We start from the raw sequence: 19,187 nt of genomic DNA on the forward strand, positions 1-19,187 counted from the left end.
GCTCGGGGTCAAAGCGCACAAGTCTGCAGGGTTGCCCTAAAAAGTCCGAGAACCACTGCGCTGCCACCGCGCCCATATCCCATGCGGGCACGGTCTCGTCCCACAGCGTGACGGTGGCTGGCGCCTCGACCGTATCCATCCCCAGGTGCAGAGCCAGCATGCCAGGCGCGCGCAGCACCACTTCGCTGGCCCTGATCTGGGGCTGTATCAGCGCCATGCGAGGCAGTGTGCGCTGGGTGAGGAACTCGCCTTTTGTATCCACCACCATCCATGCCCGGTCCAGGTCGAGGCCCGTTTCCGTGAGCAATGCCTCACGCACCTCGACGCCCGCGCACGATTTGACGGGGTACACAAACAGGCGCGCGATGCTGCCGCAGACGTCGGATTCGGGATCAAAACTGCTCACGCTGCACACTCCACAGAGTCAAAGGGATTCAGGGCTACACACCCCAGCGTCCATTGTGCCGCCTCGGGCCATCAACGCCCCGGCCACAGGCGGTGCGGTGGCGCTCCTACAATCAACGCCATGGCGCACACCTTTGATACCTGCATCCGTGGAACGGGCATCGTGGGCCGGACCCTGGCCCTGCTGCTGGCCCGCGACAGGCATAAGGTGGCGCTGGTTGCGTCCTGTGCCGGTGCGGTTCATTCGGCGCCAGACAGCATCGATGTCCGGGCCTATGCGCTAAACGCGGCATCGCGTGCGCTGCTGCAGTCGCTGCGCTGTTGGCCCGATGCCGACCACGCCACGGCCGTCACGCACATGCGTGTGCTGGGCGACCAGGGCGGCAGCGTCCAGTTCGACGCGAATGCGCAGCACGCCGATGCGCTGGCGTGGATCGTGGATGTGCCGGCCTTGGAGGCGTGCCTTTCGCAGGCTGTGCGGTTTCAGCCCCAGATCGAGCTGCTTGATGCGCCTGTGTCAGCCGCGCTCACTGTGGTTTGTGAGGGCCGCGCCAGTGCAACCCGCGCCGAGTTTGGCGCGCGTTTTGAGGTCACTCCGTATGCGCAGCACGCCATTGCTGCGCGTGTGGCGTGCGAGCATGCTCACCAGCAGATCGCACGTCAGTGGTTCTCGCCGGAGGGCATCCTGGCTTTCTTGCCGATGGGTGGACCGCAGGGGAACTCCGTGGCCGTTGTGTGGTCCGTCACGCCAGAGCACGCGGCAAAGCTCATGGAGTTGCCGGCGCAGGCGTTCTCCGAGAGGCTGCGGGACGCGAGCGAGGGCGCACTGGGTACCCTGTCGTTATTGGCCGAGCGCGCAGTGTGGCCACTGCAACTGGCAAGGGCAGACCGCTGGTGCGGGTCGCTGCCTGCCGTCGGACGCGATTGTGCAAGCTGGGTTCTGGCAGGCGATGCGGCACACAATGTTCATCCCTTGGCAGGCCAGGGGTTGAATCTGGGCCTGGCGGACGTGCAGGCGCTGGCAAGCGTGCTGCACCAGCGCGATTACTGGCGTGGCGTGAGCGACCTGCGCCTGCTGCGCCGCTACGAGCGCGAACGCAAGGCTGCGCTGTGGGCCATGGGCCTGGCCACCGATGGGCTCCAGCAGCTCTTCACACGCCAGGATGGGCCATTGCCCAAGCTGCGCAATGCAGGAATGAAGGTGTTCGATGTAAGCGGGCCCCTCAAGGACTTCGTGGCCCGGCAGGCCATGGGGATGTGATGACCACCGGCATCGGCGTTACTGCCGTTGCCAGACTGATGAAATGGCTGAACGATGAAACGGATTCCCACCCTGCTTGCGGCCGCTAGTATGCTGGCCCTCTCCTTCGCGGCCCACGCCCAGGAGGCAGACATCCGCAAAGCCCTGGCCGAGCGCATTCCGCAGATGGACCGCATCGACGAAGTGCGTCCAACGCCCATGAAGGGCGTCTTCGAGGTGCGTATCGGTACGGATCTGTTTTACACCGACGCCAAGGGCGACTATGTGATCCAGGGCGAATTGATCGACACCAAGGCGCGCCGCAACTTGACGGAAGATCGCATCGCCAAACTGACCGCACTGGACTTCGCAGCCCTGCCCCTGAAGGATGCGTTCACGATCGTGCGCGGCGACGGCAAGCGCAAGGTGGCTGTCTTTGAAGACCCGAACTGCGGCTACTGCAAGCGCTTCGAGCGGGACATGCAGAACGTGGACAACGTCACCGTCTACATGTTTCTCTATCCGATCCTGAGCCCGGATTCCGCCGAAAAGTCGCGCAACATCTGGTGCGCCAAGGACCGCGTTGCCGCCTGGCAGGACATGATGGTGCGCGACAAAGCCGTTCCTGCTGCCAGCTGTGACACCAGCGCGCTGCAGCGCAACCTGGCGTTTGGCCGTCAGTACAAGATCACGGGCACCCCGACCCTGATCTTCGCCAATGGCGCGCGTGTACCTGGCGCCATTGGGGCGGCCGAGGTCGAAAAGCGTCTGGCCGCCATCAGTGGTGATGCCGCTGGCGCCCGCTGAAAGCCCAGGCGCTGCGCCGTTGATCTTTCTTCCATAGCGTCCGGAGCTCCTGAGTGTCAGGGCGCTGAGTCCTCACCACCGCTGACACCCATGTCTCCCACCCGCCCCACCGATACCGCTGCGGTTCGCTACCGGGTAGAACCGGCCGATCTGCATGCCCACCTTTTCCACATCACGCTGACCATCCCTCGACCGCAGGAACAGCAGGAGGTATCGCTGCCGGTGTGGATTCCAGGCAGTTACCTGGTACGAGAATTCTCCAAAAACCTGCAGGACCTGCAGGCCACTCAGGGGCGACGGCGCACGCCGGTCACCCAACTGGACAAGCATCGCTGGCTAATACGTTGCAACCCGGGTAAGCCACTGGTGTTGACCTACAGCGTCAGTGCCTACGACACATCGGTGCGTACCGCATGGCTCGATGCGTCACGAGGCTTTTTCAACGGCACCAGTCTGTGCCTGCGGGTCGAAGGCTGTCAGCAACAGCCCCATAGCATCGAAATCGCCAGTACGCCGGCAACGGCACAGTGGTCGGTCGCCACCGGGTTGGGTGCGATCGACGTTGACCAACGAGGCTTCGGGCTTTACGGCGCAGCCAACTACGAAGAATTGGTGGATAGTCCGTTCGAATTAGGTATTTTCTGGACAGGCCGCTTTACTGCAGCAGGTGTGTCCCACCGTTTCGTCGTGGCGGGGGCAGCTCCGTCGTTTGACGGGAAGCGGTTACTGGCGGATACCCAAAAAATCTGCGAGACCGCCATCGCCTTCTGGAACTGCAAAGCCAGGCCGCCGTTTCGGTCTTACGTGTTCATGCTCAACGCCGTTGGCGACGGATATGGCGGCCTGGAACATCGCAATTCGACGGCGCTGATCTGCGGACGCCGCGACCTGCCGCGCATGGGCGAGAAGCGCGCCAGCGATGGCTACACCACACTGCTGGGGTTGATCAGCCATGAATATTTCCACACCTGGAACGTCAAGCGGCTGCGTCCAGCCGAGTTCGCTTCGCTGGATTTTGGGCGCGAGAACTACACGGGGCAGCTTTGGTTTTTTGAAGGCTTCACCAGCTACTACGACGACTTGTTGTTGCGTCGCGCGGGACTTATCGACGATGCAACGTACCTCAAGCTGCTGACCAAGACGATCAACCAGGTGCTCCAGACCCCAGGGCGCAAGGTGCAAACGGTGGCGCAAGCCAGCTTTGATGCCTGGGTGAAGTACTACCGCCAGGATGAGAACACGCCGAACACCACAGTGAGCTACTACACCAAAGGCGCGCTGGTAGCTCTTTGCCTCGATATGGCGCTGCGCAGCGAGGGTAAAGCCACGTTGGATGATGTCATGCGGGGGCTGTGGCAGCGCTGCCCCGGTGGCCTGATGAACGAAGACCACCTGCGCGCCGTCCTGCGCGAGCTGGGGGGGCGGTCATTCGACGCGGAGATCGAGCAGTGGGTGCACAGCACGGCAGAGCTTCCGCTTGGCGATCTGCTGGAAAAAAACGGCGTGCGCCTCAAGGCAGAGAGCGCACAACTGGCGCAGCGACTGGGGATCCGGGTGCAGGAAAGCCACAGCATCCAAGTCAAGACGGTGCTGCGCGGCGGGGCCGCTGAGAAAGCAGGAATGGCCGCAGGGGATGAATGGCTGGCGGTGGAATGTGGGGGCAGTGCCTGGCGCGTGAGCAAGCTCGACGATGTGGCTTTCTACAGCGGGACCGCCAAAGCTGTGACGGCGATGGTTGCGCGAGACGGCTGCATCCTGCGGCTCGCGCTCGACATGGCAGTGGCGGGGCAGGCCGGGGCCAAGACCCGCAAACTGCGCAGCTCCAAGCCCGAAGTCCCCGATACGGTGAGTTTGGCGGTTGCTGATACGGCCGCCGTTGCGCGCTGGCTCTCTACCACCTTGGGGGCGTGACGCGCCAGAGGCATCGTTTCGCTATATTCAACCCGTTTATTTTTCAAAACACACCATCGCCCAAGGAGATCCCATGCCCTACGAAACCATCGAGGTTCGTGTCGAAGCCGAAAAGGTCGGCATCGTCACCCTGAACCGGCCCAAGCAGCTCAACGCACTCAATGACCAGCTCATGAATGAACTGGGCGCTGCCCTGAAGGCTTTCGACGAGGACGAGAAAATCGGCTGCATGATCATCACGGGCAGTGAAAGGGCGTTTGCAGCCGGCGCAGACATTGGCGCCATGGCCAAATACAGCTTTGCCGACGCTTACAAAGGGGACTACATCACACGCAATTGGGAGGCCATTCGTTCGGTACGCAAGCCCGTGATTGCAGCAGTGAGCGGTTTTGCGCTGGGCGGCGGCTGCGAACTGGCCATGATGTGTGACTTCATCATCGCGGCTGACAACGCGAAGTTTGGCCAGCCCGAAATCAAGCTGGGCGTGATCCCCGGCGCAGGGGGTACCCAGCGGCTGCCGCGCGCTGTGGGCAAGTCCAAGGCCATGGATATGGCGCTGACAGCCCGCATGATGGATGCCGCGGAAGCCGAGCGTGCGGGTCTGGTCAGCCGGGTCGTACCCTTTGACAAGCTCATGGATGAGGCTTTGGGCGCTGCCATCACGATCGCGGGTTTCTCGCAGATTGCCGTCATGGCCGCCAAGGAGTCCGTCAACCGTGCCTTTGAGGGCTCGCTCTCCGATGGCGTGATGTTCGAGCGCCGGCTTTTCCATGCGCTGTTCGCCACGCAGGACCAGAAGGAAGGCATGGACGCTTTCGTGAACAAGCGCCCCGCGGCGTTCACTCACCAGTGAATTTTGTTCTATAATTTTCGCTTTTGGTCGTATAGCTCAGTTGGTTAGAGCGCAGCATTCATAATGCTGATGTCGGTGGTTCAAGTCCACCTACGACCACCAAATTCCAAACCCACAGCGCCCTGGCACCGTGGGTTTTTTTGTTGGGCGTCTCAGTTCGCCATCGGTGGACTGCGGTGAATCCGGTGATGGCTCGGGACGCCAACGTAGAATCTCGCACTCAGCCCCTGGATGAACACCATGAACCGCTGCACACGCAACAACCCTTTCCCTTTTTTTGCCAGCCGCCAGTTTCATGCTCTGGTCCTGGCGGCGCTGTTTGGTGTCAGCACCTTCGCGTTTACACCGGGCGTCCACGCGCAGCAGGTGCCGTCCGGCATGGGGATGGTTCGTAATTTTCCTGAGGCGGCACTGCGAGGCGCGCTCACTATCACCAGCGTCCAAGAGGCCCGGCTTAACGGCCAGCCCATCCGCATGGCGCCTGGCATGCGCCTGTTAAGCCCGCAAAATACCTTGGTCATGGCCCACACCGTCATCGGGCAGACCTTCAAGGTCAACTATGTGATTGAGCAGAGCACCGGCATGCTGCACACCGCATGGATTCTGACGCAGAGCGAGGCTGATGTGCCGCGCAAGGGCGCCACGGATGGGGTGGATCGCAACTACCGAGCGGACTCGGATCTCATCAAGAAGTGATCCGCGGGGCGGCCGCCTCGGGCCGCCTGCACCACCGCGCACCTCTGCTGGCGGTGCGCATGCTTTTTCCCGATTGCAAAGCGAGCCCACCATGGCCCCCAAAGTATTCATCAAGACATTCGGCTGCCAGATGAACGAGTATGACTCGGACAAGATGGCCGATGTACTGCATGCCGCACAGGGCTACGAGCCTACGCAGAATGTGGACGAAGCCGACCTCATTCTCTTTAACACCTGCTCGGTGCGTGAGAAGGCGCAGGAGAAGGTTTTCAGCGACCTGGGTCGCATCAAACACCTGAAGGCCCGTGGCGTGAAGATTGGTGTGGGCGGTTGCGTGGCTAGCCAGGAAGGCGCAGAAATCATCAAGCGCGCACCCTATGTGGACGTGGTGTTCGGCCCGCAGACCCTGCACCGCCTGCCAGAGATGCTGAACGAGCGCGCGCGCCTGGACCAACCCCAGGTGGATATCAGCTTCCCCGAGATCGAGAAGTTCGACCACCTTCCACCAGCCCGGGTTGAGGGCGCCAGCGCCTTCGTCTCCATCATGGAGGGATGCAGCAAGTATTGCAGCTACTGTGTGGTGCCTTACACCCGCGGCGAGGAGGTGAGCCGCCCCTTGGATGACGTGCTGGTCGAAGTGGCGGGTCTGGCCGACCAGGGCGTCAAGGAAATCACCCTGTTGGGCCAGAACGTGAACGCTTATCTGGGCAAGATGGGCGGCACGGCGGAGATCGCTGACTTTGCCCTGTTGCTGGAGTACGTGGCCGACATTCCCGGCATCGAGCGCATCCGCTTCACTACAAGTCACCCCAACGAGTTCACGCCCAGGCTGATCGATGCCTATGCCCGGCTGCCCAAGCTGGCCAGCCACCTGCACCTGCCCGTGCAGCATGGCAGCGACCGCATCCTCATGGCCATGAAGCGCGGCTACACCGCCATGGAATACAAAAGTACGGTGCGCAAGCTGCGCGCCATCCGCCCCGACCTGGCCATGAGCAGCGATTTCATCGTCGGATTCCCCGGTGAGACAGAGGACGATTTCAACAAGATGATGAAGCTGATTGACGACATCCACTTCGACAACAGCTTCAGCTTCATCTTCAGCCCGCGCCCCGGTACCCCCGCCGCAGGCCTGCACGACGACACGCCGCACGCCGTGAAGTTGCACCGCCTGCAACACCTGCAGGGGGTCATCAACGCCAACATCAGGTCCATTAGCGAAAGCCGCGTAGGCACGGTGCAGCGCATTTTGGTCGAAGGTCGCTCCAAGCGCGACGCCACCGAGTTGATGGGCCGCACCGAATGCAACCGCGTGGTGAACTTTGCGGGTCACACCCGTCTGGTCGGTCAGATGGTGGACGTCAAGATCACCGAAGCCAAGGCGTACACGCTGCGGGCGGAAGTCCGCACGGAAGAGGGCGTGTTGGCTACTGCAGTCTGACCCCTTCGGATTGCGTCAATAAGGCTTTGCGCCGTGTTGCGACGCCTTGCAGGGGGCCGACCCCGGCTGTGTTTGGCGCCTTACGCAAAGTTTTTTGGGATCGCCACGCATCTTGCAAAGTGCGTGTGAACAGGCTTGCAGGGTCTGTCGATACACCACAGCGGCGAAAAACAGAAATTCAGCCTCAGAAGGGCATCTTGGGCATTCCCCCGCCGCCCAGGCCCTTCATGCCGCCCATCTTTTTCATCATTTTCATCAGGCCGCCGCCCTTCATTTTTTTCATCATCTCCTGCATCTGCTCGAATTCCTTGAGCAGGCGGTTGACTTCCTGAACGTGCACACCGGCCCCATTGGCAATGCGTTTTTTGCGGGTCGCCTTGATGAGGTCGGGCTTGCGGCGCTCCAGCGGCGTCATGCTCTGAATGATGCCTTCCTTGCGCTTAATGTCTTTTTCGGCCTTGTCCATGTCCATGGCACCAGCCTTGGCGGTGAGTTGGGCTGGCAACTTGTCTATCAGACTTGAGAGGCCGCCCATCTGCTTCATCTGCTGGATCTGAGACAGGAAGTCGTTCAGATCGAAGCCGTCACCGCTCTTGACCTTGGCGGCCAGTTTTTGTGCGGCTTCGATGTCCACGCCTGCGGTCACCTGCTCCACCAGCGCCACGATGTCGCCCATTCCCAGGATGCGGCCCGCGTGGCGGTCGGCGTCGAACACTTCCAGGCCGTCGATCTTTTCGGACACGCCCGCAAACTTGATCGGCGCGCCCGTAATCTGCCGCACCGACAGCGCAGCCCCGCCGCGCGAGTCGCCGTCGAGCTTGGTCAGCACGATGCCGGTGAGCGGGAGCGCTTCCTTGAAGGCCTTGGCGGTATTGATGGCGTCCTGGCCCTGCATCGCATCGACCACGAACAACGTCTCCACCGGGTTGAGTGCGGTGTGCAGGTTCTTGATTTCTTTCATCAAGGCTTCGTCGATGGCCAGGCGGCCGGCGGTATCCACCAGCAGCACATCAAAGTAGTGTTTTTTGGCGTAGTCGAGGGCGGCATGGGCAATTTCCAGCGGCTTCTGGTCCGGCGTGCTTGGGAACCACTCGGCGCCTGCCTGCTTGGTCACGGTCTTGAGCTGCTCGATGGCTGCAGGCCGGTACACGTCGCCCGACACGGTCAGCACCTTCTTCTTACGCTTTTCAATCAGGTGCTTGGCCAGTTTGGCCGTGGTCGTGGTCTTGCCCGCACCCTGCAGGCCTGCCATCAGTATCACGGCAGGCGGCTGGGTGGCCAGGTTGATGTCGGCCACGCCCTCACCCATGGTGGCGGCCAGTTCCCGGTTGACGATGCCAACTAACGCCTGCCCGGGCTTGAGCGAGCCTAGCACCTCCTGGCCCAGCGCCTTTTCCTTCACGCGGGCAATGAAGTCGCGTACGACGGGCAGTGCCACGTCGGCTTCCAGCAAGGCCATGCGCACTTCGCGCAGCATGTCCTGTACGTTGGATTCGGTAAGGCGGGCCTGGCCGCGCATCTGCTTGACCAGGCGCGTGAGTTTGTCGGTGAGTGCGGAGGCCATAGGTGCGATCTGGTGGTACTGGCGCAGCGTTGCGTCGGGCTGGCCGCCAGACAGGCGGCAGGGCGAAGATAGCGTCGATAGCTCAGGGCGTGCAACACATCAGGAATCCGGCCTCGGCGCAGTGCATGGGCACCGTTTGGCGCGCACCAAACACATTTTCCCAATCAGCCCGGGAGAACGATAAATGCCAGTGCGTCAGCGTCAATCGGGCGCAGATGCAGAAAGTCGTGAAACACGCTCTAAACTCGAGCCATGATTTTACCCAGCGCTTCACCCGTCACCTGGCTGTTGGCCGTGGCAGCCGCGGTGGCATACGCCATACCCGCGCTTGCGGCCAAGCCACTGGGCGAGACAGCGTCGCGTAATGCGCTGCTGGTCGCTTGGCTGCTGCACGCCGCTGTGCTTGTGTGGGGGCTGTGGGGCGAGTTGCCGCAGTTCGGCTTTGCGCCCGCCCTTTCCATGACCGCCTGGCTGGTGCTCACCGTTTACGCGGTCGAGCGACAGCTCTTTCCTCAAATGCGTTCGCGCTGGATGCTGGCTTCGTTGGGCGCAGTCGCTGTGGTGTTGGCGCTGCTGTTTCCCGGTCAGCCGCTGCAAGTGTCAGCCTCGGGTTGGCTGCCGCTGCATCTGGCGCTTGGCATTGCCTGCTACGGTCTGTTCGCCGCTGCGGTGGTGCACGCCTGGCTGATGACGCGCGCCGAGCAGCACATCCGGCTGGCAGAAGACACCCACAGCGGAATTCCTTTGCTGACGCTGGAGCGACTGACCTTTCGCTTCGTCACTGCGGGCTTCGTGCTGCTCACTGCCACGCTGGTCGCTGGCCTTGTCTTTGGCGAGACGCTGTATGGCCGCGCTTGGCGATGGGATCACAAGGCCGTGTTTTCGGTGCTTTCGTGGTTGACCTTCGCTACGCTTTTATTTGGCCGTGCCCGATTTGGTTGGCGGGGCCGCAGCGCCGTGCGGGTGCTGTATGCAGGGGCCTCTCTGCTGATGCTGGCCTACGTGGGTTCTCGCTTTGTGCTGGAGGTGATCTTGGGGCGTGCGGCATGAAATACATCGTGCTTCTGGTGGTTCTCGTGGTGGCCTTTGGCGTCTGGCGTAACCGGCGCTCAGCCGATGACGCACCCTCGGTCGAGGTACAACGCCCGCCGACGCTACCCCAGGATATGGTCGCATGTGCCTATTGCGGGGTGCATGTGCCGCAGGCCGACGCGGTCTTGCTGGCTGGGCACGCGTTTTGCAGCTCCGATCACCGCGATCGCGGGGCCGCCTGAACGATGACCTCGGCACTGGTCAGCGCCGCAGGCGCATCTTCGCTGGCCGATGCGCCGTTCGTGCGCCTTTGGCGGGGCTTTCTCACCGGTCGGGTAATGGTGGCCCTTGTCCTTCTTGTGTTGCAGGGCGTCGGTCAGGCCATGAACCAGTCTGGCCACTTTGCGCTGCTGCTGATATGCGGTGCCTATCTGATGGTCACGATATTGCTGCGCGTCCTGGCCAGAGACACCCCGCCGACCGGCGGGGTCGGACTGCAATGGCTGCCGTCGATAGGCCTTGACCTGGCCATCATCGCGACCCTGCAGTTGCTGCAGGCTGGCGCCATGAATTACACCCCGCTGTTCGGGCTGCCGATACTTATGGCCGCGGTGCTGGGAACGCTGATGCTGGCGTTGAGTACCACCGCCGCCGTTTCCCTGATGCTGCTGGGGTGGGCGTGGTGGCTGAGCTCTGCGGGTGGCGGAGACGATACTTCGCACTACCTGCAAAGCGCGCTCACCGGCACGGGCTACTTCGTTGTCGCCTACCTCATTCACCAGCTGGCCACGCGCTTGGTGCGCGAGCAGAAGCTTGCGCTGCAAAGCCAGATCGCAGCGCGCGTTCAGTCGCAGGTGAGTGCCTTGGTTATCCAAAATCTGACCGATGGGGTGCTCGTGGTGGACGAAAACGATGTAGTGCGGCTGGCCAACCCAGCCGGGCTGCACCTGCTGGGCAAATCGCCGCTCCCGGATCTGCCCTTTTCACTGGAGTCCATTCCGCCCTGGCAACCGCTGGTAACGTTGGCGCGGCGAACTTTCCGCCGCGAGGAGCCGCAGACAGCCGATGCAGACCTTTTGCACCCTGGCCAGAGCCCCATGGGCCTGCATGTGCGCACCTGGTTGACCGCCACGCGCGATGTTGCTGCGCAGTCGCAGACCGAACGTCTGTGCGTCATGTTTCTGCATGATCTGCGCGAGATGGAAGCCCGCCTGCGCACGGAAAAGCTGGCAGCCATGGGTCGTATGTCTGCAGCGGTAGCCCACGAAATTCGCAACCCTCTGGCAGCCATTGTCCAGGCCAACGCGCTGCTTGAAGAAGAGCTGAGCGACCCGGCCCAAAGGCGACTCACACACATGGTTCAGCAAAACGCTGACCGCTTGGCGCGCATTGCCGAGGAAGTGCTGGACATTGCACGCGTGCAGCACCAGATCAGCCACGCGCCTGCGTCCACGGTGCCGCTGGACGAAACAGTAGCCCAGATCTGGCAGGATTGGCAGGTTCAGGAACCACAAAGGCGCCGTGCGGTCGTCTTGCTCGAGACCGCATCAACTCAGGTGGAATTCGACTCCGAGCACCTTCGACGGGTCTTGGTCAATTTGCTGGACAACGCGCTGCGCCATATGGAAGGCGAACCCGACTCACTGCGCCTGAGTACCCGCATCCTGCCCTCCGGCCACGTGCATCTGCAGGTCTGGAGCGACGGAGCTCCCATGGACCGATCTGTGGAGCGACATCTGTTCGAGCCTTTCTTCTCGTCCGAGAGTCGTTCCAGCGGCCTGGGCCTGTACATTTGCCGCGAACTGTGCCATCGGCACGGTGCCGCCATCAGCTACCAGCGTGTGGCCCGTGCAACTACGCGGGGCGAGATAGGCGGTAATGCCTTCACGGTAGCCTTTCGGCGTACCACACGTCCTTCTGAATCGGCCACGCTATTTGATACCGTTGTGGTCTGACCCGAATTGCCATGACTGCTCCTGCCGCATCCATTCTTGTTGTTGATGACGAACCCGATCTTCGCGCTCTGTATGAGCTGACGCTGCTCCGGGAGGGATACCGTGTCGAGACCGCGTCCACGTTGCAGGAGGCGCGTGAACAGCTCGGTGACCACAAGTTCGATGCGGTGATCACCGACATGCGCTTGCCTGATGGTTTTGGCATGGAACTGCTTCAGGATCTGCGGGTCCAGCAGCGCCGAGAGCGTTGCGTTGTGATGACGGCATATGGCTCCGCAGAGAACGCGGTGGAGGCCTTGCGCTCGGGGGCCTTCGACTATCTGACCAAGCCAGTGGACCTTAAGCAGTTTCGCTCCGTGGTTGCTTCTGCTGTGCAGGGCACTGGCGGGGTACCTGCGCCGCGGGCCTTGCGTAACAGCAGCAACCATAGCCGTAATGGCGCCGCGACCGACGTGGACGCGCCGAACACTGCCCATGCTTTGAATCGGCTGGTGGGTGAATCTGAGGCGATGCACAACGTCAAGCAGCGCGTGCTCAAGGTATCACGCGGCATGGCTCCAGTGCTGATTCGAGGTGAATCGGGTACGGGTAAAGAACTCGTCGCACAAGCGTTACATGCGTGCAGCCAGCGGGCCGATGGGCCGCTGGTCGCGGTCAACTGTGGTGCCATTCCTGAAAACCTGCTCGAAGCCGAGTTTTTCGGTGCCCGCAAAGGTTCGTATACCGGCGCCGCACAGGACCGCGACGGATACTTTCAGGCGGCGCGCGGCGGTACGCTGTTTCTCGACGAAATTGGTGATCTGCCCTTGGCGATGCAGTCCAAGCTGCTGCGGGCCATCCAGGAACGCAGCGTGCGACCCCTTGGTTCCACCCAGGAAGAAACGGTTGACGTGCGCATCGTCAGCGCAACGCACCGAGACCTGGCTGCTGATGTTCAGTCCGGGCGTTTCCGTCAGGACTTGTACTACCGCCTGAACGTGATCGAGATCGTTATCCCCCCGCTGCGCGAACGGCGGGAAGACTTGCCGGCGCTGTGCTCGGCCCTGCTCAACCGCATTTCCCAGGACTCGGGCATGCCAGTTCCTGCGCTTACCGCCCGAGCGCTGGAGGCAATATCAGCCCACCCGCTCACAGGCAACGTACGCGAACTCGAGAATCTACTTCACCGCGCCGTGGCGCTCAGTGATGGGGAAGAACTCCAGGTTGACTGGCCAACCGGCTCGCCTGAGGGCGTTGCACTGCGTTCTGCACCAGCGCCAACCTCTGTGGGTGCCGCGGAGGCAGATGTCCCGGGGAGCGCTGGTTCCATCAGCGCAGTGTCGACGTCGGGCCCCGCCCCGCTGCTGCCTACTACGGGCAGCGCCGCACTGCTTCCCAATGACCTGCAGGCGTGGCTCGACCAGCAGGAGCGCGACATCCTTGTGCGGGCACTGCGCGAGGCGAACTTTAACCGCACGGCCACGGCGGCTCGCCTGGGCATCAGCCTTCGGCAGATCCGCTACCGTATTGAGCGCCTGAACATTGCGCTGCCCGGGGATCCGGATCCCAATGAAGACATCGTCGGATAAGGTCAGCGTCGAGGGCGTCGGGGACTGGACCAATGGCTGGTACAACGTAGCCACGCGCGTCGAATCTCCCAACCATGGTCCCAGGCCGGTTGGCGTTGAGGTCGATCTGATCGTGGTGCATTCCATCAGTCTTCCGCCGGGTGAGTTTGGCGGAGATGCCGTACACCGGCTGTTTACCAATACGCTTGACTGGGATGCCCATCCCTACTTTCAGACTATCCGGGGGCTGGAAGTCTCTGCGCATTTTTTCATCGACCGGCATGGACGCCTGACCCAGTTCGTTGACTGCGACCTTCGCGCCTGGCACGCCGGGGCTTCCCGCTATCGGGGGCGTCCACAGTGTAATGATGACTCCATCGGCATCGAGCTAGAAGGTCTGGAGGGATTGCCGTTCGAACAGTCCCAGTACGAAACTTTGGCCGGGCTGTGTCGTGCCATTGCTGTTCGCTATCCCATAGGATACGTTGCGGGGCATGAACATATAGCTCCCGATCGCAAGAAGGATCCAGGCGATGGGTTCGACTGGCCGCTGCTACAGCAATTGTCGGGATGGCCCGTAGGCCGGTTTCCCGCCGGGACTTGCAATGCTAAAAGCAGCGCCCGCTGATCCTGAGTTGCAGCTGCACGCCAGCTGCCAAAAATGATCCTTTCACTTCCGTAGGTTCACGAGCCTAGCGCTGGCGCAGGCCTGGGTATGCAGTTCCCTCGCGGAGCCTGAGCTAGCACTGATCTATCGGGCCAAACCTGCATGCACAAAGGGCTTGTGCGGTGCGCCGATTTCACTGTCTACAGTCCCTCAACAGTTCGTTGCAACTTTTGTTCTAATTTCTATCGATACACTACCGGTAGTGTCTTGAACGTCTTTGGCACACCATATATAGTGTGCGGCATTCTCAAGCCCACCCGCCCCGGCGGCCACGCAGCCCGCCCCAGACAGCCCACACAAGAGGAACCCCATGCTCGCTGTATTGAACACGCCTTTGCCCCTGCACGACCCTATGGCGGAACTGCCTAGCTCGCGCGCCTCAGCCCCTGCAGTCTCCTCGGCATTCGCGCAATACCAGATCATTCGGCGTAACGGCGCAGTGGTGCCGTTTGAGCCCCAGAAAATTGCGGTGGCCATGATGAAGGCTTTTCTGGCAGTTCACGGCACCCAGGGGGCGGCGTCTGCAAGCGTTCGTGAGGTGGTGGATACCCTGACCCAGAACGTGACCCGTGCTCTGATGCGCTCGCGGCCCGGTGGCGGGACCTTCCATATCGAAGATGTTCAGGATCAGGTGGAACTGGGTCTGATGCGCGGTGGACACCACGAAATCGCACGCGCCTATGTGCTGTATCGGGAACGCCGTACCCAGGAGCGCGCCCGCCTTTCGGAGCAGCAAGCACCCTCTGTGCCTTCGCCGTTGCTGCATGTACTCGACCGCGGCGAGCGCGTAGCCCTGGATCTGGGTCGCCTGCAGAGCTTGATTGAGTCGGCCTGCGTGAATCTCGGTGCCGATGTGAAGGCTGACCCGATCGTCGCAGAAACCATGCGCAACCTGTACGACGGGGTGCCGATGGACGAGGTGTACAAGGCTTCTATTTTGGCTGCTCGCACACTCATCGAGAAAGAGCCTGACTACACCTACGCCACGGCGCGCCTTCTGCTGCACACCATCGTGCGCGAGGTGCTTGGCCGTGAGGTCGCCCAGGCCGACATGGGTCAGGCCTACCTGGAGTATTTCCCTCAATTTATCCTCAAGGGTGTAGAAAATGACCTGTTAGACGAGCGACTGCAGCAGTACGACCTGCAGCGCCTGGGCACTGCACTCAAGGCCGACCGCGATCTGAAGTTCGACTACCTCGGCCTGCAGACGTTGTACGACCGCTACTTCCTGCACGTCAAGAAGACCCGTATCGAACTGCCCCAGGCTTTCTTCATGCGCGTGGCCATGGGTCTGGCTCTCAACGAAGTGGACCGCGAGGCGCGAGCCATCGAGTTCTACGAAGTGCTTTCCTCCTTTGATTTCATGTCGAGCACGCCTACCCTCTTCAATAGTGGGACGCTGCGTTCGCAACTGTCCAGTTGCTACCTGACTACGGTGCCAGACGACCTCGATGGCATCTATGAATCGATCAAGGAAAACGCGCTGCTCTCCAAGTTCGCCGGTGGGCTGGGCAATGACTGGACGCGCGTGCGCGCCCTGGGCAGCCATATCAAGGGCACTAATGGTGAATCACAGGGTGTAGTGCCATTTCTCAAGGTCGTGAACGACACGGCCGTGGCCGTCAACCAGGGTGGCAAGCGCAAGGGCGCCGTCTGCACCTACCTGGAGACCTGGCATCTGGATATTGAAGAGTTCCTGGAGCTGCGAAAGAACACCGGCGACGACCGCCGCCGCACCCACGACATGAACACGGCCAACTGGATCCCCGACCTGTTCATGCGCCGTGTCATGGAGAAGGGCACCTGGACCCTGTTCTCGCCATCCAGCGTGCCCGATCTGCATGACCTGTTTGGCGCCGACTTCGAAAAGGCCTATGTTGCTTACGAAGGCAAGGCAGCCCGCGGCGAGATCAGGCCGTCCAAGACCGTGCAGGCCACCGACCTGTGGCGCAAGATGCTCACGATGCTGTTCGAGACGGGGCATCCCTGGATCACGTTCAAGGACGCTTGTAACGTGCGATCACCCCAGCAGCACGCTGGCGTGGTGCACTCATCAAACCTGTGCACCGAGATCACGCTCAACACCAGCGATACGGAAACCGCCGTGTGTAACCTGGGGTCGGTCAATCTGCTGCAGCACCTAAAGGACGGTCAGATCGACCACGACAAGCTCAAACGCACTATCACGGTGGCGATGCGCATGCTCGACAACGTGATCGACATCAACTACTACGCTGTGAAGAAGGCGCGTGACTCCAACCTGCGTCACCGCCCCGTGGGGTTGGGCGTGATGGCTTTCCAGGACAGCCTGTATGAACTGCGCATCCCCTATGCCTCGCAGCAGGCCGTGGAGTTCGCTGACAAGTCGATGGAAGCCATCTGCTATTACGCCTACTGGGCATCGACCGAACTGGCATGTGAGCGCGGCAAGTATTCGAGCTACAAGGGCTCCCTGTGGGACCGCGGCATCCTGCCCTTTGACACGCTGGACATGTTGGCCCAGGCTCGCGGCGGCTATGTCGAGGTGGACCGCTCTTCGACCCTCGACTGGGACGCTCTGCGCAGGAAGATCGCGCAGGACGGGATGCGAAATTCCAACTGCGTCGCCATTGCGCCTACCGCCACGATCTCCAACATCATCGGCGTGGACGCTTCCATTGAGCCCTCCTTCGGCAACCTGTCGGTCAAGTCGAATCTCTCCGGCGAGTTCACAGTGATTAATGGAGGATTGGTACGGGACTTGAAGCGTTTGGGTCTGTGGGACGATGTGATGATCATGGACCTCAAGCACTTCAAGGGTTCGCTGCATCCGATCGACCGCGTACCAGCCGACATCAAAGCGTTGTACTCGACGGCCTTTGAAGTTGAACCCCAGTGGCTGGTGGAGGCCGCTGCGCGCCGCCAGAAGTGGATTGATCAGGCGCAGAGTCTGAACATCTACATGGCCGGCGCATCGGGCAAAAAGCTCGATGACACCTACAAGCTCGCCTGGATTCGCGGCCTCAAGACGACGTACTACCTGCGCACGCAAAGCGCCACGCACGTCGAGATGAGTACCGTCAACACGCGCCAGCTCAACGCCGTTTCTTCGGGTGGTGACGTCGGCGCAGCGATGTCGGCCATGTCCGTCAAGTCGCATCCAAGCGCCATGGATGCAGCAGCGGCGGCGGCCGCGGCACAGGCCGCAGCCCTACCAGCAACAGATATCAAGTTCTGCGCGATCGACGATCCCACCTGCGAGGCTTGCCAATAACCTCAACGTACGCTCCGCCCCGCTGGCAGGCGGGGCGTTGCTGCTGTGCTGTGAAGCAACAAAAACGTTGCTGGATAACGTTTTGATGCTTTCCTTTTCGCAGCACTGCTTTCATAATCCAAACACTGGAAAATTTATGTTGACCTGGGACGAAGAAGTCAAGCCCTCATCGCGAAATCAACTGGACGGCGCTCTGCAAAATGATCGCCAGGTGGGGCAGCCGCCCCTGGCTTTCCAGCCTTCTCCGTCGCACTTAACAAGTGCTTCGTCAGTGGCCACCACTGCAGTAGCGCATCGCCGCGTGAACGCAGCAGACAAGCGCATCATCAACGGCCAGACCGATGTGAACCAACTGGTTCCGTTCAAGTACAAGTGGGCTTGGGAAAAATACTTGGCTACCTGCGCAAATCACTGGATGCCGCAGGAAGTGAACATGACGCGCGACATCGCCCTTTGGAAAGACCCGAACGGTCTCACCGATGACGAGCGTCGCATCATCAAGCGCAATCTCGGCTTCTTTGTGACCGCCGATTCGCTGGCCGCCAACAATATTGTGTTGGGTACTTACCGCCACATCACAGCACCCGAATGTCGTCAATTCCTGCTACGCCAGGCTTTCGAGGAGGCAATTCATACCCATGCCTACCAGTACATCGTGGAATCGCTGGGTCTGGACGAGAGCGAAATTTTCAACGCATACAACGAAGTCCAGTCGATTCGGGACAAGGACGAGTTCCTGATTCCTTTCATTGAAGCGATCATGGACCCGAACTTCCACACGGGCACGCCGGAGAACGACCAAACGCTGTTGAAGTCGTTGATCGTTTTTGCCTGCCTGATGGAGGGGCTCTTCTTCTACGTGGGTTTCACCCAGATTCTTGCCCTGGGACGCCAGAACAAGATGACTGGCGCTGCAGAGCAGTACCAGTACATCCTGCGTGACGAATCGATGCACTGCAACTTCGGCATCGATCTCATCAACCAGCTCAAGCTGGAGAACCCGCATTTGTGGACGGCCGAGTTCAAAGCCGAAATCAAAGCCCTGTTTCTCAAGGCGGTCGAGCTGGAGTACCGCTATGCGGAAGACACCATGCCCCGCGGCGTGCTGGGCATGAATGCATCCATGTTCAAGGGTTACCTGCGCTACATCGCGAATCGTCGCGCGACGCAAATCGGTTTGGAAACGCTTTTCCCGAATGAGGAAAACCCGTTTCCTTGGATGAGCGAAATGATCGACCTGAAGAAGGAACGGAACTTCTTCGAAACCCGGGTCATTGAGTATCAGTCCGGTGGTGCGCTGTCCTGGGACTAGCGCCTTCGTTGCGACTCACCACCATGAAATTCTCCACCCACCTTCCAGATCAAAAGGCACCGCACGGCGCCGGAGGTAGGGTGATCCCGTGTTCATGGGGATGGAGCTTCCTCCATCCCCATGGATCGCTATCTGTCCACTGTAGACAGAGAGTGCTCTTTGCAAACTGACCCAAGGAGAACATGATGGCAACTGCGAAAAAAACCGCCTCTAGCAAGGCAACTCCCGCCAAGAAGGCCGCTGCGCCCGCCAAGAAGGCTGCACCTGCAAAGAAGGCTGCGCCCGCCAAGAAGGCTGCTGCACCGGCAAAGAAGGCTGCGCCCGCCAAGAAGGCTGCTGCACCTGCGAAGAAGGCTGCGCCCGCTAAGAAGGCTGCTGCACCTGCGAAGAAGGCTGCGCCCGCCAAGAAGGCTGCTGCACCGGCAAAGAAGGCTGCGCCCGCCAAGAAGGCTGCTGCACCTGCGAAGAAGGCTGCGCCCGCTAAGAAGGCTGCTGCACCTGCGA

16 protein-coding genes and 1 tRNA gene are annotated in these 19,187 nt (G+C 61.1%); 15 read left to right on the plus strand and 2 right to left on the minus strand.

Annotated elements, in window-relative coordinates; genetic code table 11:
- Positions 1 to 406, minus strand: a 406-nt coding sequence (locus tag ACK543_RS09390; protein WP_409942587.1) for an MOSC N-terminal beta barrel domain-containing protein, incomplete at its 3' end; no start/stop codon positions are given.
- A 120-nt stretch (positions 407 to 526) separates the two neighbouring features.
- On the opposite strand from ACK543_RS09390, the gene ACK543_RS09395 reads away from it, so the two are divergent.
- The 7 genes from ACK543_RS09395 (at position 527) to miaB (ending at position 7,353) form a co-directional block, all read left to right on the plus strand.
- The gene (locus tag ACK543_RS09395; RefSeq protein ID WP_409942588.1) at positions 527 to 1,666 is read left to right on the plus strand and encodes an FAD-dependent monooxygenase; all 1,140 of its coding nucleotides are present in this window, start codon (positions 527 to 529) and stop codon (positions 1,664 to 1,666) included.
- Positions 1,667 to 1,720: 54 nt separating this feature from the next.
- Complete coding sequence (locus tag ACK543_RS09400; protein ID WP_409942589.1) at positions 1,721 to 2,452, plus strand: DsbC family protein; 732 nt, start codon at positions 1,721 to 1,723, stop codon at positions 2,450 to 2,452.
- A gap of 90 nt (positions 2,453 to 2,542) precedes the next feature.
- Positions 2,543 to 4,363 (plus strand): M61 family metallopeptidase, encoded by a 1,821-nt coding sequence (locus tag ACK543_RS09405; RefSeq protein ID WP_409942590.1) that lies wholly within the window; start codon positions 2,543 to 2,545, stop codon positions 4,361 to 4,363.
- A gap of 73 nt (positions 4,364 to 4,436) precedes the next feature.
- Positions 4,437 to 5,216: an enoyl-CoA hydratase gene (locus ACK543_RS09410; protein WP_409942591.1), complete on the plus strand. Its 780-nt coding sequence runs from the start codon at positions 4,437 to 4,439 to the stop codon at positions 5,214 to 5,216.
- Positions 5,217 to 5,241: 25 nt separating this feature from the next.
- Positions 5,242 to 5,318: transfer RNA gene (locus ACK543_RS09415), tRNA-Met, on the plus strand.
- A gap of 138 nt (positions 5,319 to 5,456) precedes the next feature.
- Positions 5,457 to 5,912, plus strand: coding sequence for a hypothetical protein (locus ACK543_RS09420; protein WP_409942592.1), 456 nt, complete (start codon positions 5,457 to 5,459; stop codon positions 5,910 to 5,912).
- Between the two features lie 91 nt (positions 5,913 to 6,003).
- Entirely contained in the window at positions 6,004 to 7,353 is a 1,350-nt protein-coding gene (gene miaB, locus ACK543_RS09425) for a tRNA (N6-isopentenyl adenosine(37)-C2)-methylthiotransferase MiaB (protein WP_409942593.1), read from the plus strand.
- 184 nt (positions 7,354 to 7,537) lie between these two features.
- Here the strand turns inward: miaB and ffh are convergent, their stop codons facing one another.
- Entirely contained in the window at positions 7,538 to 8,917 is a 1,380-nt protein-coding gene (gene ffh, locus ACK543_RS09430; RefSeq protein WP_409942594.1) for a signal recognition particle protein, read from the minus strand.
- A 252-nt stretch (positions 8,918 to 9,169) separates the two neighbouring features.
- On the opposite strand from ffh, the gene ACK543_RS09435 reads away from it, so the two are divergent.
- The 8 genes from ACK543_RS09435 to ACK543_RS09470 all read left to right on the plus strand — a co-directional run.
- Entirely contained in the window at positions 9,170 to 9,967 is a 798-nt protein-coding gene (locus ACK543_RS09435; RefSeq protein ID WP_409942595.1) for an inner membrane protein YpjD, read from the plus strand.
- On the plus strand, positions 9,964 to 10,191 hold the full coding sequence (locus ACK543_RS09440) for a PP0621 family protein (RefSeq protein WP_409942596.1): 228 nt from the start codon (positions 9,964 to 9,966) through the stop codon (positions 10,189 to 10,191). The genes ACK543_RS09435 and ACK543_RS09440 overlap by 4 nt, the downstream gene beginning before the upstream one ends.
- Positions 10,192 to 10,194: 3 nt before the next feature.
- The gene (locus tag ACK543_RS09445; protein WP_409942597.1) at positions 10,195 to 11,904 is read left to right on the plus strand and encodes a two-component system sensor histidine kinase NtrB; all 1,710 of its coding nucleotides are present in this window, start codon (positions 10,195 to 10,197) and stop codon (positions 11,902 to 11,904) included.
- An 11-nt stretch (positions 11,905 to 11,915) separates the two neighbouring features.
- Positions 11,916 to 13,472: a sigma-54-dependent transcriptional regulator gene (locus ACK543_RS09450; RefSeq protein WP_409942598.1), complete on the plus strand. Its 1,557-nt coding sequence runs from the start codon at positions 11,916 to 11,918 to the stop codon at positions 13,470 to 13,472.
- A complete protein-coding gene (gene ampD / locus ACK543_RS09455) occupies positions 13,453 to 14,079 on the plus strand; it encodes a 1,6-anhydro-N-acetylmuramyl-L-alanine amidase AmpD (RefSeq protein WP_409942599.1) in 627 nt (208 codons plus the stop codon). The genes ACK543_RS09450 and ampD overlap by 20 nt, the downstream gene beginning before the upstream one ends.
- A gap of 391 nt (positions 14,080 to 14,470) precedes the next feature.
- Entirely contained in the window at positions 14,471 to 17,371 is a 2,901-nt protein-coding gene (locus ACK543_RS09460; RefSeq protein ID WP_409942602.1) for a ribonucleoside-diphosphate reductase subunit alpha, read from the plus strand.
- A gap of 136 nt (positions 17,372 to 17,507) precedes the next feature.
- Complete coding sequence (locus tag ACK543_RS09465; RefSeq protein WP_409942600.1) at positions 17,508 to 18,683, plus strand: ribonucleotide-diphosphate reductase subunit beta; 1,176 nt, start codon at positions 17,508 to 17,510, stop codon at positions 18,681 to 18,683.
- 185 nt (positions 18,684 to 18,868) lie between these two features.
- Positions 18,869 to 19,187: hypothetical protein (locus tag ACK543_RS09470; protein ID WP_409942601.1), on the plus strand; the 319-nt coding region annotated here is incomplete at its 3' end.

The organism is Acidovorax sp., from assembly GCF_046341535.1.
Taxonomy (GTDB): Bacteria; Pseudomonadota; Gammaproteobacteria; order Burkholderiales; family Burkholderiaceae_C; genus Acidovorax.

What these genes read in the sequence shown, in the direction of transcription:
- ACK543_RS09395 (WP_409942588.1), top strand. Translation starts at nt 527, where the DNA reads ATGGCGCACACCTTTGATACCTGCATCCGTGGAACGGGCATCGTGGGC.
- ACK543_RS09400 (WP_409942589.1), top strand. Translation starts at nt 1,721, where the DNA reads ATGAAACGGATTCCCACCCTGCTTGCGGCCGCTAGTATGCTGGCCCTC.
- ACK543_RS09405 (WP_409942590.1), top strand. Translation starts at nt 2,543, where the DNA reads ATGTCTCCCACCCGCCCCACCGATACCGCTGCGGTTCGCTACCGGGTA.
- ACK543_RS09410 (WP_409942591.1), top strand. Translation starts at nt 4,437, where the DNA reads ATGCCCTACGAAACCATCGAGGTTCGTGTCGAAGCCGAAAAGGTCGGC.
- ACK543_RS09420 (WP_409942592.1), top strand. Translation starts at nt 5,457, where the DNA reads ATGAACCGCTGCACACGCAACAACCCTTTCCCTTTTTTTGCCAGCCGC.
- miaB (WP_409942593.1), top strand. Translation starts at nt 6,004, where the DNA reads ATGGCCCCCAAAGTATTCATCAAGACATTCGGCTGCCAGATGAACGAG.
- ffh (WP_409942594.1), bottom strand. Translation starts at nt 8,917, where the DNA reads ATGGCCTCCGCACTCACCGACAAACTCACGCGCCTGGTCAAGCAGATG.
- ACK543_RS09435 (WP_409942595.1), top strand. Translation starts at nt 9,170, where the DNA reads ATGATTTTACCCAGCGCTTCACCCGTCACCTGGCTGTTGGCCGTGGCA.
- ACK543_RS09440 (WP_409942596.1), top strand. Translation starts at nt 9,964, where the DNA reads ATGAAATACATCGTGCTTCTGGTGGTTCTCGTGGTGGCCTTTGGCGTC.
- ACK543_RS09445 (WP_409942597.1), top strand. Translation starts at nt 10,195, where the DNA reads ATGACCTCGGCACTGGTCAGCGCCGCAGGCGCATCTTCGCTGGCCGAT.
- ACK543_RS09450 (WP_409942598.1), top strand. Translation starts at nt 11,916, where the DNA reads ATGACTGCTCCTGCCGCATCCATTCTTGTTGTTGATGACGAACCCGAT.
- ampD (WP_409942599.1), top strand. Translation starts at nt 13,453, where the DNA reads ATGAAGACATCGTCGGATAAGGTCAGCGTCGAGGGCGTCGGGGACTGG.
- ACK543_RS09460 (WP_409942602.1), top strand. Translation starts at nt 14,471, where the DNA reads ATGGCGGAACTGCCTAGCTCGCGCGCCTCAGCCCCTGCAGTCTCCTCG.
- ACK543_RS09465 (WP_409942600.1), top strand. Translation starts at nt 17,508, where the DNA reads ATGTTGACCTGGGACGAAGAAGTCAAGCCCTCATCGCGAAATCAACTG.